This window comes from Fodinibacter luteus (genome assembly GCF_039541575.1).
GTDB lineage: Bacteria > Actinomycetota > Actinomycetes > Actinomycetales > Dermatophilaceae > Fodinibacter > Fodinibacter luteus.
In genome coordinates this window covers 218,083-232,227 of sequence record NZ_BAABGM010000001.1, presented here as the reverse complement: position 1 = coordinate 232,227, position 14,145 = coordinate 218,083, and the positions used below count along the sequence as shown (strand labels likewise).

At 74.2% G+C, this 14,145-nt stretch carries 9 protein-coding genes and 1 tRNA gene; 6 read left to right on the top strand and 4 right to left on the bottom strand.

All coding sequences use genetic code 11. The features are described 5' to 3' along the window. Positions 1 to 1,209, top strand: a complete 1,209-nt coding sequence (locus tag ABD899_RS00970; RefSeq protein ID WP_345201298.1) for a hypothetical protein — start codon at positions 1 to 3, stop codon at positions 1,207 to 1,209. 95 nt (positions 1,210 to 1,304) lie between these two features. On the opposite strand, the gene ABD899_RS00965 is transcribed toward ABD899_RS00970, so the two are convergent. Further along, the gene (locus ABD899_RS00965; protein ID WP_345201297.1) at positions 1,305 to 2,591 is read right to left on the bottom strand and encodes an AI-2E family transporter; all 1,287 of its coding nucleotides are present in this window, start codon (positions 2,589 to 2,591) and stop codon (positions 1,305 to 1,307) included. A gap of 206 nt (positions 2,592 to 2,797) precedes the next feature. Here ABD899_RS00965 and ABD899_RS00960 point away from each other — a divergent pair. The 3 genes from ABD899_RS00960 to ABD899_RS00950 all read left to right on the top strand — a co-directional run bounded on the left by ABD899_RS00960 (position 2,798) and on the right by ABD899_RS00950 (position 6,458). Next, a tRNA-Ala gene (locus ABD899_RS00960) sits at positions 2,798 to 2,870 on the top strand. 823 nt (positions 2,871 to 3,693) lie between these two features. Beyond that, positions 3,694 to 4,059 carry an HNH endonuclease gene (locus ABD899_RS00955; protein WP_345201295.1) on the top strand — a complete coding sequence of 122 codons (366 nt, stop codon included), beginning with the start codon at positions 3,694 to 3,696 and terminating at the stop codon, positions 4,057 to 4,059. 266 nt (positions 4,060 to 4,325) lie between these two features. Continuing rightward, positions 4,326 to 6,458, top strand: coding sequence for a DEAD/DEAH box helicase (locus ABD899_RS00950; RefSeq protein ID WP_425474925.1), 2,133 nt, complete (start codon positions 4,326 to 4,328; stop codon positions 6,456 to 6,458). On the opposite strand, the gene ABD899_RS00945 is transcribed toward ABD899_RS00950, so the two are convergent. Further along, positions 6,412 to 7,974 (bottom strand): amidase, encoded by a 1,563-nt coding sequence (locus tag ABD899_RS00945; protein WP_345201293.1) that lies wholly within the window; start codon positions 7,972 to 7,974, stop codon positions 6,412 to 6,414. The two genes, ABD899_RS00950 and ABD899_RS00945, sit on opposite strands and share 47 nt — an antisense overlap. Positions 7,975 to 8,157: 183 nt before the next feature. Between ABD899_RS00945 and ABD899_RS00940 the strand changes: the two genes are divergently transcribed. Beyond that, entirely contained in the window at positions 8,158 to 9,177 is a 1,020-nt protein-coding gene (locus ABD899_RS00940) for a patatin-like phospholipase family protein (RefSeq protein WP_345201291.1), read from the top strand. Positions 9,178 to 9,261: 84 nt separating this feature from the next. Here the strand turns inward: ABD899_RS00940 and ABD899_RS00935 are convergent, their stop codons facing one another. Beyond that, a complete protein-coding gene (locus ABD899_RS00935) occupies positions 9,262 to 9,759 on the bottom strand; it encodes an ASCH domain-containing protein (RefSeq protein ID WP_345201289.1) in 498 nt (165 codons plus the stop codon). A gap of 97 nt (positions 9,760 to 9,856) precedes the next feature. Here ABD899_RS00935 and ABD899_RS00930 point away from each other — a divergent pair, with 97 nt between their 5' ends. Further along, positions 9,857 to 10,636, top strand: a complete 780-nt coding sequence (locus tag ABD899_RS00930) for an SGNH/GDSL hydrolase family protein (protein WP_345201663.1) — start codon at positions 9,857 to 9,859, stop codon at positions 10,634 to 10,636. A 94-nt stretch (positions 10,637 to 10,730) separates the two neighbouring features. Here the strand turns inward: ABD899_RS00930 and ABD899_RS00925 are convergent, their stop codons facing one another. Further along, positions 10,731 to 14,030, bottom strand: a complete 3,300-nt coding sequence (locus ABD899_RS00925) for an HAD family hydrolase (protein ID WP_345201287.1) — start codon at positions 14,028 to 14,030, stop codon at positions 10,731 to 10,733. Positions 14,031 to 14,145: the final 115 nt, after the last annotated feature.

Sequence of the window (14,145 nt, the reverse complement as noted above, 5' to 3'; positions counted from 1 at the left end):
GTGCGGTCCCCGTCGAGCCTGATCTTCATCGTCCTCCTCGGGATCTGGGCTGCCTACTTCGCGCAGTACTGGGTCCGCCGCCGCGACCACCTCGCCACGGCGCGCTCCGTCGAGCAGTTCACGGAGGCGATGCGCGTCCTCGAACGGCGTGACGCGCTGCCCGCCACCGACCTGTCCGAGCCCGCCCCCCGGTCGTATGCCGTGCACCCCGCCCGCAGCGCGCGACCCCAGGTGCTCGTCAAGCGTGCCGTGGCTGCCGAGCCCACCGGCCCCCTCACCGTCACGTCGCGCGTGGCCGACACCGGCGGCGGCGGCGACGGTGACGGCGGCTCGACCCCGAGGCCGGCGCGTCCGGCGGGCGGCACCCGTCCGGCCACCGGCTCCGGCCCGGTGCGGCCCGGGCGGACCGACCGGGTCCCGCCCGCCCGCCCCCGGCTGCGCCCGAGCCGCCGGGTCCGGGGTCTCCTCGTGCTCGCCTCGCTCGCCGAGCTGCTCGTCATCGTCCCGCTCGTCGTGCTGGCGTTCCTCCCCGTCTGGGCCCTGGCCCCGGCGGTCGGAGCCGTCGCGGCGACGATGGTCTACCTGCGCTCCGGCGTGCGCGCCGAGCAGGCGACGGCCCGGGCCCACCGCCGCCGGCTCGCCGAGCTCGAGCGGCGCCGCACCTCCGCCCCGGTCGTCGCGCGACCGTCCACGGAGGGCACCGCGCGGCGGGCCGCACCGGGCCGGCCGCAGGCGACCGGCGCGTCCAGTGCGGCGGATGCCGTGTCCGGGCGTGCCGTCGTCGGCGTCACCGCGTCCGGCCACGCCACCGCCGCTGACGGCGCCGGCGCCGACGAGGCACGGGGCGGCCCCGTCCCGGCCAGCGCTGGGGCGACCGGCTCCACGACCGGCGCGGTGGCGACGGGGCACGCGAGCGAGGCGACGGCATCCAGCGGCCTGCCCGCCGGTCCAGTCGTGGCCGGTTCGGGCGCGGAGCCTGCCCCGCCGGCCGAGCCCGCCGCCGAGGTCATGGTGCCGATCCTCGACGAGGACGACCTGCCGCTCACCTGGGACCCCGTGCCGGTCCCGCGGCCGACGTACACGATGAAGGCCAAGGCCGCCCCGCGTGAGGTGGCACCGGCCGCCGTCACGCCCGACCCGGTCCCCGTCGAGCGCGTCGCCGACAGCGAGGACGCCGCCTACGACGAGCGCCGGGTAGCCGGGGCCTGAGTTCCCCGGGGAGGGTCGCTCGGGCCCGGTACGGGTCGCTCGGGCCCGGTACAGGCCGCTCGGGCCGCGACCTGGCGTCCCCGGAGCGGGCCCCCTCAGTCCGGTGCCTGCTCGCGGGCCCCCTGCTCGGCGCGGTCTGCGAGGTCCTGTGCGTCGGCCTCCGCGCGGTCCCTGGCATCGGGGCCGAGCACCTCGTCCGGTGTCTGCCCCTTGCCCGGCGGGACGTCGTCGTCGGCCTCCGGACCGTCGAGCAGGTGGTGGCCCACGGCGTTGAGCACGGCGACGGTGGGAACCGCGATGAGGCCACCGATGATGCCGGCGAGCACGATGCCGGCGGCGATGGCGAGGATCACCGCGAGCGGGTGGATCCGCATGGCCCGGCCGACGAGCAGCGGCTGGAGCAGGTGGCTCTCGATCTGCTGCACGCCGATGACGATGCCGAGCATGATGAGCGCCTGGATCGGGCCGAGGGCGACGAGTGCGAGGAGCACCGCCACCGTTCCGGAGATCGCGGCACCGACGACCGGGATGAACGCGCCGAAGAACACGATGAGGGCGATGCCCGCCGCAAACGGCACACCGAGGATCGCGGCGCCCACGCCGATGCCGATGGCGTCGACGGCGGCGACGAGCAGGGTCGCTCGCGTGAACGCGGACAGCTGGGCCCAGGCGATGAGGCCGGAGGAGTGGACCTTCTCGCGGGCGCCGCGGGGGAACAGGCGCACCGCCCAGCCCCAGACGACCGGGCCGTCGTAGAGGAAGAAGTAGAGAGTGAACATCGCGAGGAAGAACCCGGCGACGATGTGCGTTGCGGTCAGGCCGGCCGAGGTCGCCGTGTCGGCGAGGTTGCCCGAGCTGAGCCAGTCGCGGGCCTGGTCGATGTAGCCCTCGAGCTGGGTGTCGGTGACGCCGAAGGTGGTGTTGAGCCAGCGGCGGATCTGGTCGATCCCCTCGGTGACCTTCGTCGTGATGTCGTCGAGCTGGCTGGTCAGCTGCGAGCCGACGAAGGACAGGAGGCCGAAGACGACGGCCAGCGTCCCGAGCACCGTCAGACCGGCCGCCAGCCCGCGGGGTACGACTCGGGACAGCAGGTCGTAGACCGGCTGGAGCAGGGCCGTGAGCAGCAACGCGACGAGGAGGGGGATGACGACCTCGGAGAGCAGGCCGGCGAGGTAGAGCAGGGCGATCGCGGCCGCACCGATGACGAGCCCGCGCCAGGCCCACTCGCTGGCGGTGCGCACCCCGAGGGGCACTGACCACTGAGCGGGGCGACGCGGGTCGGTGGCGCTCAGCGGGTGGACGGCGTCCGCGCGCACGATCGAGCCGGGCAGGCCGGCGGGGTCGGCACCGGTCCGGGACGGGCGGGGCAGGCGCAGTCGCATGCCGCGATGGTATGTGCTGGCCCGGGTCCTGGTCGGCGCGTGGCGCCGTCTGCCGCTGGTCGCCAAGGTGCGCCCGGGCCCGGCGAGAGGGGGGCGGGACGGGGCGGCTTCGGGGCGGCTCTTGGGGCGGGAGAGAGGCGCATCCGGGGAGGGTCGATCCGGTTTCAGGCTCGTCTCGGGCTGGTGTTATCGTTGCTCCGCACTTCGGGGCTGTGGCGCAGTTGGTAGCGCGTCTCGTTCGCAATGAGAAGGTCAGGGGTTCGAATCCCCTCAGCTCCACCCGACGGTAGACCCCGTCCGACCCGCGGCACCGCCCGCCGGTCGGACGGGGTCTCGTCGTTGTCAGCGGCGTCCGCGCCGCGGCAGGCTCGCGGGGCGTGCCAGTCACGCGCGGCGCAGCAGGCACGCTTGGCGTAACAGGCACGCGCGGCGCGGCAGGCGCGCGTGCCGCGGAAGGCGCGCGCGGCGCGCCAGGCACGCGTACCGCACTCTCCACCCACCGCGAGCCGCCTCGTGGATGACGCCGGGACTCCCGGGTGGCGCGGAGGGAAGGGCGCGCGCACCAGGACGGGGCCGGACGCGTGCACCAGGACAGGCAGTGCCCTGTCATCGGTCGGGGGCCGCGTGCTCCCTGGGGGGCGCTTCTGCCCCCCACTGCCTGTTGGCGGACGCGCTCGGCGTCCGGACGAACCCGTCGCGACCCGCACCCCGGAGGCGAACGTCGGTGGTGATCGCCCGCTGGGCGGGGGTGACACCCGCGCTCCGGCTCGCTCCGCCAAGGGCCCGGCCACCGGCCCGGCTCTCCTCGCGCCCTGCCCGGCCCGGCTCTCCTCGCGCCCTGGACCCCCGGGACAACTGCTGTCACCGCAGAAGGAATTCCTTTCGCGGTGAAAGCAGTTGTGGGCACCGGGACCTGGCAGGGAGCGCGGACGGCGACCTCCAGTGGCGGGTCTGCCTTCGCCTGCGGTGCACCGACCACCGTCGGCGTGGCCCCCCGGGGCCCATGAGCCCTGCTCGACGGCGAGGTCCGTAGCCGACGTCCACGAGGCCGTCGTGCGCGCCGTCGCCCCGGCGGGTGCCCTCGCAGCCCTAGGTTGGGCCCATGGCGACGAACGCCCGCAAGGCCCGCGCGGCCCGGCGCCGCACCCGCCGCATGGGCCGTGTGGCCCACGACCTGACCGACGAGCAGTGGACGGCCCTCCAGGACTCCTGGGGCGGGTGCGCGTACTGCGGCGCCGCGGCCCGGCCGCTCCAGCGTGACTGCGTGCTGCCGATCTCCCGTGGTGGGCGCTACACCCTCACCAACGTCGTCCCCTCGTGCTCCTCGTGCAACGCCAGCAAGTGCAACGACGAGGTCACCGGCTGGCTGCGCCGCAAGCGGCTCGACGAACGCGCCTTCCTCGTCCGTCACGCAGAGGTCTGCGCCGACCTCGACCGGCGGTGGCGCCTCCCGGCCGCGGAGGTTTGACCCACTCGTCGGCGCGGATGGTCCCCGGCACGACGCGGCACGGCATACGCTTGTCCCGTTCCCGTCGTTCGGCGAGGACGCCCCAGCGACGCAGGGGACCGGGGCCTCGCCCCCGGCGAGCGTCCGCTTCGGCTGTCGATGCCGCGCCGACCAGCGCGGTGGCCGTGTCGCCTCGCGCCCCGGCACCCGGCGGTGCGACCTCGCCGGTCCCGTCGCATCGACACCCCGGCGCCACCCCGTCAGACCGACTCAGGAGAAGGAACCGCTTGGCACAGCGACCACCGCGCCGCCACGGCGCGTCGCGTACCGCGCCGCGCGACCGGCAGGGTCCCCGCGCCCGCGACGACAAGGGCCTCATGCCCGTCCTGGCCAGGACCGTCCGGCAGGTCGAGGCCGCTGCGCAGCGCGGCAAGGTCCGGCCGAGCAGCCGCACGGCGTACCAGGTCGTCGCCCTCCTCGTCCGGGAGGAGCGCGCCCGGCTCAAGGGGGACACCTCCGTGCCCGAGCCCGAGCGCACCGCCGCGCTGACCCGCCTCGACGGCATCGCCACGATCCTCGCCAAGACCGCGGCGCTCGACACCTCGCTCATCGAGCTGCTCGCCGAGGATGCCGTCGTCTCGCCCTCGGCGGTGAGCCTGCGGAACGACCTGCTGCGGGCCGCCGGCCGCGAGCCCGAGGAGGAGCCGGAGGAGGCGCCCGTCGAACCCATGCCGACGACTCGTCGCGTCGTCCCCCCGACGGTCCTGGCCCGTCAGCTGGCGAACCCCTTCCTCGCGCCCGACTTCTCGGGGGTGCCCTCCCCGCGCCCGAGGACCAACCGGCTCGGCAGCTGGGAGCTGCTGACCCCGCTGTTCCGCGCCTTCGAGTACGGCGGGGACGCCACGTGCATGCCCCTGCCGGAACCGACGGAGGTGCCCCACGGCATCCGGGGTCTCGAGCTCATGCACCACCAGGCCCAGGTCGTCGCGGCAGCCGCTGACGGGCACCGGACCTTCCTGCTCGCGGACGAGCCCGGGCTCGGCAAGACGGCGCAGGCGCTGCTGTGCGCCGAGGCGGCGGACTCCTTCCCCCTCCTCGTCGTCGTCCCGAACGTCGTCAAGGCCAACTGGGCGCACGAAGCCGAGCTGTGGACCCCGCACCGGGTGCCGACCGTCATCCACGGCGACGGCGAGACCATCGACGGTTTCGCCGACGTCGTCATCGTCAACTACGAGCTCCTCGACCGGCACGTGGGCTGGCTGGGCCAGCACGGCTTCCGCGGCATGGTCGTCGACGAGGCGCACTTCATCAAGAACAAGGCGTCGCAGCGCTCGAAGCACGTGCTGCAGCTCTCCGAACGCATCCGGGCCCGCAGTGCCAACGCGCTGTTCATGGCGCTCACCGGCACCCCGCTCATCAACGACATCGAGGACTTCAAGGCGATCTGGCAGTTACTCGGCTGGATCGACGACACGAAGCCGCGGCACGCCCTCATGGCCGCGCTCGAGGAGACCGGGCTCAGCCCCGCCGACCGCGGGTTCTACGCCGCGGCGCGCAGGAGCGTCATCGACCTGGGCATCGTGCGGCGGCGCAAGGTCGACGTCGCCTCGGACATCCCGGCCCGCCGCGTCGCGGACCTCCCGGTCGAGCTCGACGACGAGGCGAGCCGCTCCATCCGCGCCGCGGAGCAGGAGCTGGCACGGCGCCTCGTCGCGCGCTACGAGGCGGCGGTCGCCGCACGCAGGGCTGGCACGCCGGTCGTCGGCGTCGACCACGATCTCGTCCGTCGGGTGGCCGCGGCGGAGCGCAAGAACGCGGGCACGGACCAGAGCGGCGACAACGTCTTCACGGTGATGCGCAGGATCGGCCAGGCCAAGGCCGGCCTGGCCGCGGACTACGCCGCCCAGCTGGCACGCAACGTCGGCAAGGTCGTGTTCTTCGCCAAGCACGTCGACGTCATGGACGCGGCGGAGCAGACCTTCGCCAAGCGCGGCCTCGGCTACTCCTCGGTTCGCGGCGACCAGACGCCGAAGGCGCGCAAGGCGAACATCGAGGCGTTCCTCACCGACCCCGACGTCGCCGTCATCGTGTGCTCGCTCACCGCGGCCGGGGTGGGGCTCAACCTCCAGGTCGCCTCCAACGTCGTGCTCGCCGAGCTGTCGTGGACGTCCGCGGAGCAGACGCAGGCCATCGACCGCGTGCACCGGATCGGCCAGACCGAGCCGGTCACCGCGTGGCGGATCATCGCCGCCGGCACCATCGACCCACGGCTCGCAGAGCTCATCGACGACAAGGCCGGGCTGGCGGCACGAGCCCTCGACGGCTCGGACGAGGAGGTCGGCTCGTCGGCCGACGTCCAGCTCGAGGCGCTCGTCACCCTGTTGACCCAGGCGTTGGAGCAGGACGCCCCGACCCCGTGAGGGGCGCCCGGTACTCGCGGGTGGTCAGGGCGGGGTCGAGGTGCGAGTAGCGGTGGAACCACGGGTGGGCCTCCTCGAGCTGGGCGGCCAGCTGGAGCAGTACCCCGTCGGCTCCGAGGCGGCCGACGAGCTGCACACCGAGCGGCAGGCCGGTCGCGGTCCAGTGCAGCGGCACGCTGATCGCCGGCCGCCCGGTGAGGTTCGCGAGCTGGGTGTACGGCACCCAGCTCAGGTTCTCGGAGATGATCTCGTCGAGGAGCCCGGAGGCCGCGAGGAGCCGGCCGGCGCGCGCCCTGGCCACCGCCCGGGAGGCGCGCTGCAGCGCGGTGCTGGGGGTGAGCGCGCCCACGAGCAGGGGTGGCTGGGCCAGGGTCGGGGTGAGCAGGATGTCGTACGTCTCGTGGAACGACGCGAGTGCGCGGGTGTGGGCGTTGACGTTCGTCACGGCTGCGAGCAGCGGGCGGACCCCGGCCGCCCGGCCCAGCTCCGCGGCGGCGAGGGTGTCGGCCTCGAAGCTGGAGCTGGGGGAGCGCAAGCGCCGCCTGGCGTCGCTGACCTGGGCGTACAGCTGGGCGAACCAGATCGTGAGGAAGTCCCGGGCGAGCGCCTCGTCGTCGTGCGGGGGTGCGACCTCCTCGACGTGGTGCCCCAGGTCGGCGAGGAGGGCCGCGGCCTGCTCGACGGCGGCGACCGCCTCGGGGTGCGGGTGGGCGTTGATCGCCGACGCCCAGGAGTAGCCGACCCGCACCGCGGGCACGGGTCGCTGGATGAGCTCGGCGAAGGGCACCGGGGGCCGGACCGCCTCGTACGCGGCATCCGGGTGGGGTCCGATGATGGCGTCGAGCAGGGCGGCGCTGTCCCTCACGGTGCGGGTGACGACGCCCTGGGTGACCATCCCCATCATGAGCTCGCCGGTCTGCGGACCGTACGGGGTCAGGCCGCGGCTCGCCTTCAGGCCCACGAGGCCGTTGCACGCGGCGGGGACCCGGATCGAGCCGCCGCCGTCGTTGGCCCCGGCGGCCGGGACGATGCCGGCGGCGACGGCTGCCCCGGCGCCACCGGAGGAGCCACCCGGGGTGTGGGCCAGGTTCCACGGGTTGCGCGCGGGCCCGAACAGCACCGGCTCGGTGACGCCCTTCGCGCCGAACTCCGGGACGTTCGTCTTGCCGAAGACCACGAGCCCCGCGCGGAGGAACCGCTGGGTCACCAGGGCGTGCTCGGCCGCGACGTCGTGGGCCAGGGCGCGCGACCCGCTGCTCGTCGGGTAGCCGGCGTACTCCTGCGCGAGGTCCTTGAGCAGGAACGGCACGCCTGTGAACGGCCCGGACAGCGCCGGGTCGGCTGCCCTGTCGTCCGCGGGCCGCGTCAGCGGAACCACGACGGCGTTGAGGGCGTGGTCGACGGCGTCGCGCCGCTCACGCGCCACGGCGAGCAGCTCGCCGGGTGACACCTCCCCCGAGGCCACGAGGGCGGCCAGGCCGGTCGCGTCGAGGGTCAGGTACTGCTCCACGTCCATCCCGCGAATGTAGGACGACGGCCGGGGCGCACGCGGGCGAACCACGAACGCCGCCCCGCGCGTCCACGGCATCCTCGCGCCGCGGCCGGCATCCCGGCCCGATTGCGCGGCTGAGCCCCGCGGACTACGGTCGCCACGCGCCCCGGTCCGGGTGCGCCCCCTGGACCCGCGGGAGTGGAGCTCATGACTCGGTCGCCGTCCCTGACCGCGGACCTCGTGCTCGAGGGTGGCGGGGTCCTGGGCATCGGGCACGTCGGAGCCATCCAGGTGCTCGAGGACGCCGGTTACTCGTTCCCCCGGGTCGCGGGCACGTCGGCCGGCTCGATCGTCGGCGCCCTCGTGGCCGCGGGGATGCCGGCGTCACGGCTCACCGAGATCATGGCGACGCTGGACTACCGGAGGTTCGCCGACCGGTCCCTCCTGGACCGGGTCCCGATCGGCGGGCCGCTGCTGTCCCTGCTCCTGGACGACGGGGTCTTCGAGGGCGACCACCTGCGGGAGTGGCTGGGCAACCTGCTCGTCGACGAGTGCGGCGTCGAGACGTTCGCCGACCTCGCGGTCGACGACCCGGCATCCTCGCTTCCGCCCGAGCGCCGGTTCCGGCTCGTCGTCACCGCCACCGACGTGACCCGCGGTGAGCTCGTGCACCTCCCGTGGGACTACGAGCGCATCTACGGCCTCGTGCCGGGCCGGCAGCGCGTGGCGGATGCCGTGCGGGCGTCGATGTCGATCCCGTTCTTCTTCGAGCCGGTCACGCTCCGAGGCTCGAACGGGACGTCGTCCACCCTCGTGGACGGAGGGGTGCTGTCCAACTTCCCGATCGACGTCTTCGACCGCACCGACGGGCAGCCGCCACGCTGGCCGACCTTCGGGGTCAAGCTGCTCCCGGTCCTCCCCATGGATGCCGCCAAGCTGCTTCCCGTCGTCGGCCTCGTCAAGCACGGTCCCGTGGCCCTGGCCGCCGACCTCGTGATGACGACGATCGTCGGGCGCGACCAGGCACACCTCGCCAAGCCGTGGGTCAAGGTGCGGACGATGCAGGTCGACACCGGCGGCGTCAACCCGGTCGACTTCGGGCTCAGCCGGGCGCAGGCGACGACGTTGTTCGAGAACGGCCGGACGGCCGCCACCCGGTTCCTCGCGGGGTGGGACTGGCAGGGCTACCTGGCCACCCACCGTGGGACGGAGCCCCCACGCACCTGAGCGTGGTGGGGCGGCGTGTCAGCCCGTCGGACCGGCACTGCTGCTCGGCACCTGGGGGTGTCCCTGCTCGGATCTTCCCTCGCGTCAGGCCGACGGGTGGAGGAGGCGGAAGCGTTCCAGGACGACCGGCATGTCCGGCTGGAAGCCACCCGCGGCGTGCTCGGTGAAGAAGCGCTCATGGACCGCGCGCCAGTGCTCGAGGGTGCGGTCGCCCTCCCCTTCGTCACGGGCGTGGCCGGCATCCACGTGGTCGAAGGCGACGACCCGCACCTCGGTCGTCACGACGAGGGCACGAGGGTGGCCGGCGCCGTCGAGGACGATGCCGAGCATCCCGGGCGCGGGCAGCTCCTCACCGGCCGACACGTAGTCGGCGTGCGCACTCGAGGTCGCGGTCTTGGTGCCGCCGAGGACGAGCGCGAGCAGGTCGTCGGCCTGCTCGGGCGTCGCCCCGAACGCCCACGCGGGGGGCCGGAGGCTTCGCATCGGGTTGGCGCCGGTGTAGACCGGGACACCGGCAAGACCCGCGTGCTCCCGGGCGATGTCCCAGAAGGCGTCGAGCTCGCTGTCGTCCGGGTCGGCCATGCCTCACCATCCCACGCCGACGACGTGCGAGAGACCGGGAGGTGGCTCAGCGCGCCTCGAGGGGGACGAGGAGGCGCGGCATAGCATCTGGCCCGTGATGCCGATCGATCTCGTCCGTGCCGGACGCGGTGGGCCTCGAGGACTCGCCCGGGGCGGTTGGGGTGCTCGGTGGTGGTGGCTCGGCCTTCCCGTCGTGCCGGTGCAGGGATACCGGCTCGTTCGCACCATCCCACGCTTCTCGGATGCCGACGGGGTCACGGGGCAGGTCGGCACCGGCGACCGCCACCTGAAGGTCGTCGCCCTCGGTGACAGCGTGGCGGCGGGGTACGCGGTCGGCCATCACAGGTCGTCCGTGGCGGGTCAGCTCGCCGGGCGACTCGCCGACCGCTACGGGGCGACGGTCCACTGGCAGGCCTGCGCCATGACCGGGGCGACCGCCGGCCGCGCGTTGGCCCTCGTCACTCCCGGTGCCCTGCACGACGCCGACCTGGTGTTCGTGTCCGTCGGTGTCAACGACCTGAAGAACCTGCACCGTGCCTCTCGCTTCCGCCGTGAGCTCGCGACGCTCCTCGATGCGGTCCTCGCCGCTGCACCACGAGCCTGGGTGTGCCTTCTCGGAATCCCACCGCTCGACCACTTTCCGGCGTTTCCCCGGCCGCTGGCCGATGCCCTCGGCTGGCGTGGCCGCGTCTTCGACGCCATCGGGGTCGCCGCGGTCCGGGCCCGCCGGAGAGTCTTCCGGATCCAGGCCACCGAGCCGCTCTCACCGGAGATGTTCGCCGACGACGGCTTCCACCCGAGTCCGGCGCTTCACGCGGCCTTCGCCGACGCGGTCATGGCGGGGCTCGCGCGCCTCGATCACGGGGCGGCGCCGTGACGGGTCACCGGACCTGCCGCGCCACGCCGCGGGCCTGCCGGGCTCGCTACCACGCGTGGACGACGTCGTCGGGTTCGACGTCCAGCCGGGCTCGCTACCGAGCGCGGACGACGTCGTCAGGGTCGACGTCCCAGCCGTGGTCGGTGCGCTGCCAGCGCCGAGGTGCGGCCCCCACCTCCACGGGCTCCGCGCCACCCACGACGAGCGGCACCGGCCCGTCGGCGGACACCTCGAGGCTGTCCGCACCCGCGGCCACCCTGACGAGGCGCCCCCGGAAGCACAGGTGCAGGCGCAGGCACTGCCACTGGGCGGGCACGCGCGGGTCGACCACCAGTCCTCGCTGCGTCGGTCGGATGCCGGCGAAGCCGAACACGAGCGCCTGCCAGACGCCGCCGAAGGTCGCGGTGTGCAGGCCGTCTGCCGTGCTGTGGTTGAGGTTGTCCAGGTCGAGGCGGCACGCCATGGTGAACAGGCGCAACGCCTCGTCGAAGCGGCCGACGCGGGCGAGCAACGAGGCGTGGATGGCCGGGGACAGCGAGCTGCCGTGCGAGGTCCGGGGCTCGTAGTACTCGACGTTCCTCTCGAGTGACCCCGGCCGCGTCTCCTCGGGCAGGAGGTGATGGAGCATGAGCACGTCCGGCTGCTTGATGATCTGAGAGCGCTGGACGACCGCGCTGCTGAGGAGCAGGTCAGCCGCGTACGGTGTCGCGGCCTTGTCGGTGATGTCGACGTCCTCGAGGTCGAAGAACCCCCGGAACTGCTCGTAGAGACCGGTCTCCGGCTGGTAGCCGTCGACCAGGGTGTCCGCCACCGCGCGCCAGTGCCCGATCTCGTCGTCGGCCACGTCACCGCCGGCCTGCGCGAGGTCGGCCGCCGTGCGCAGGTGCCAGCGCACCATGCCGTTCGTGAAGACGTTGTCGTCGACCTGCTCGTGGTACTCGTCGGGGCCGATGACGTTGCTGATGTGCGCCACCCCGTCGTCGTCGGTCTCGACCCGGGACGCCCAGTACCGGGCGCCGTCCAGGACGAGTGGCCGCCCCGGGCCGCGCAGGAACTCCTCGTCGCCGGTCCACGCGGCATAGTGCAGCGCCGCCCAGGCCACGTCCGAGACGATGTGCTCCTCGAGACGACCGGTGTGGATGGGGATGACCGGGCCGTCCAGCGGCCGGTACTCGGTCGGCGTGACGTCGACGCCGGTTCGGGCCGACTCCCACGGGAAGCGAGCGCCGAGCCGACCGTGCTCGGCGGCCCGCGAGCGAGCCGCGTCGAGCCGACGAACCCGGTACTCGAGCATCGCACGGGCCGCTGCGGGGCAGGTGGCGGCGAAGAACGGGAGCATGAACACGTCGGCGTCCCAGAACACGTGGCCGCGGTAGGCGGGACCGGTGACCCCGCGCGCCCCCGCGGCCGCCTCGTCCTGCGTCGGGACCGACCCCATGAGGTGGAACAGGCAGAAGCGGACGGCCAGGGTGAGGTCGGGGTCGCCGTCGATCGCGACGAACGCGTCGTCCCAGCGGCGGGCCCACGCGCTTCGCTGTTCGGCGAGGAGCCCCTCGAAGCCCACCTCCTGCAGCTCACCCAGCCCCTCGGATGCGGCGTCCAGGGTGAGCGCGCCGTCGGGGTCGGCGCGCAGGAACGCGAGCCGCTCGACGACCCGGCATCCGTCGGAGGCCAGCTCCCGCTGCGCGGCGGCCGCCGCGATGCTGCCACCGACCTCCGCGCGGGTGCGGGCGGTGGACCGGCCGTCCCGCTGGAAGCGCTCGAAGGTGCCGTCGGTGGCGGGGGGAAGCAGCGGGGCGCCGGCATGCAGCCAGTCGACCGGGCCCTCGGCCCGCAGGACGGCGCCGCCGGGCCGCGCCAGGGTGGCGAAGCGGACCGTACGCAGGGCATGCGGCTCGGCCGGCTGCTCCCGGACGAGGATGCCGGTGCGCAGGTCGAGCGTGCGGCGGTCCCGGGAGTGGTCGAGGTGCCGGAGCAGGTGCAGACCGGTCCACCCGGGACCCTCGAGCAGGGCGGGCGGGTCCTGGCTGTCGTCGAAGACACCGGCGGCCAACACGCGCGGCAGGGCGCCGTGGCTGTCCTCCTCCCGCACCCCGCGAGTGCCGAACCGGCTGTCCGAGACGGTGAGAACGGCCTGCAGCGGACGGCGTGACGCCAGGGAGTCGCCGGTCACCGTGACCGTCCAGGTCGGGTCGAGGTCGATGCTGGGGATCCGACCTTCCCGACGGCGGTCGAGCTGCTCCTGCAGGATCGCGGCGCACGCGCTGCCCTCGCCGCCGACCCACTCGACCGTCGTGGCGGCGGGCGGCTGGGAGGCGACCGACACCACGCGCGCGCGGGTGGCCTCGGCCGGCAGGGGCAGGTCGTCGAGCCAGCCGATGACGAGGATGAGGCCCGAGCCGATGCCACGTCCGTCCAGCCGGGACGCCATCGCGGCGAGCTGGGCCGACGGGTCCTTGGTCGTCACCACGACGTCGACGCCCTCGTGGCGCAGGGCATCCGCGAGCGCGCTGAGGTCGGGCGCGGCGTCGGGGGTGACGCCCGGGGGCAGGCAGACGACGACTCCCTCCGCTCGCGTGTCGTGGGCGGGTGCCGCGACGGCCGGGAATGCCAGCGGCGCCGCTCGCAGGAGGTCGCGCACGTCGCTGAGCACGATGTCGGCGCCGTTCTCGGCGAGCACCTCCGGACGGCCCAGCCGGTCCACGCCGACCACGAGGCCGAAGTTCCCTTCGCGGCCCGCGCGGACGCCGGCGATGGCGGCGTCGAGCACCACCGCGTCGGCGGGCGCCACCCCGAGCAGGTCGGCCGCACGAACGAACGTGTCCGGTGCGGGTTTCCCACGCAACCCCCAGGCCGCGGCCTCCTCCCCGCCCACCCGCACCTCGAAGCGGTCGAGGAGCCCCGCCCGCCGGAGGATCGGAACGCAGTTCCGGCTCGCGGAGACGACCGCGGTCCGCACACCCGCCGCCTGCGCCGCGTCGACGAGGGCGACCGCGTCGGCGAACACCTCGAGGCCGTCCCGCTCGAGCGCGTCGGCGACGAAGGTGTTCTTCCGGTTGCCCAGTCCGTGGGCGGTCGCCGCCTCCGGCGGGTCGTCCGGGTCACCCAGGTCCACCGGGATGCCGCGCGAGGCGAGGAAGGTGGCCACGCCCTCCTCCCTGGGGCGTCCGTCGACGTAGGCCAGGTAGTCCGACTCGATGTCGAACGGGACGAAGGGCCCGGTGCCGTCGGCGGCGGCCCGGGCCGCGAGGAAGTCGTCGAACAGCCGCTTCCACGCCGCCGCCTGGAGTGAGGACGTGCGGGTGACGACGCCGCCGAGGTCGAAGAGCAGGGCCTGGTAGTCGCTCCACGGGCGCTGCAGACCCAGTGCAGGTGGGGTCGTGTCGGCGGTCATGTCGCACCCGTTCGTCGATGTGGTTCTCAGCACGTCCCGGCAGCTGCCGGGTTGCAGGTGGCCGGGAAGGGGTAGAACGAAGACAAGTCTGCCCCGGGCCGTCTCCACGTCCGGG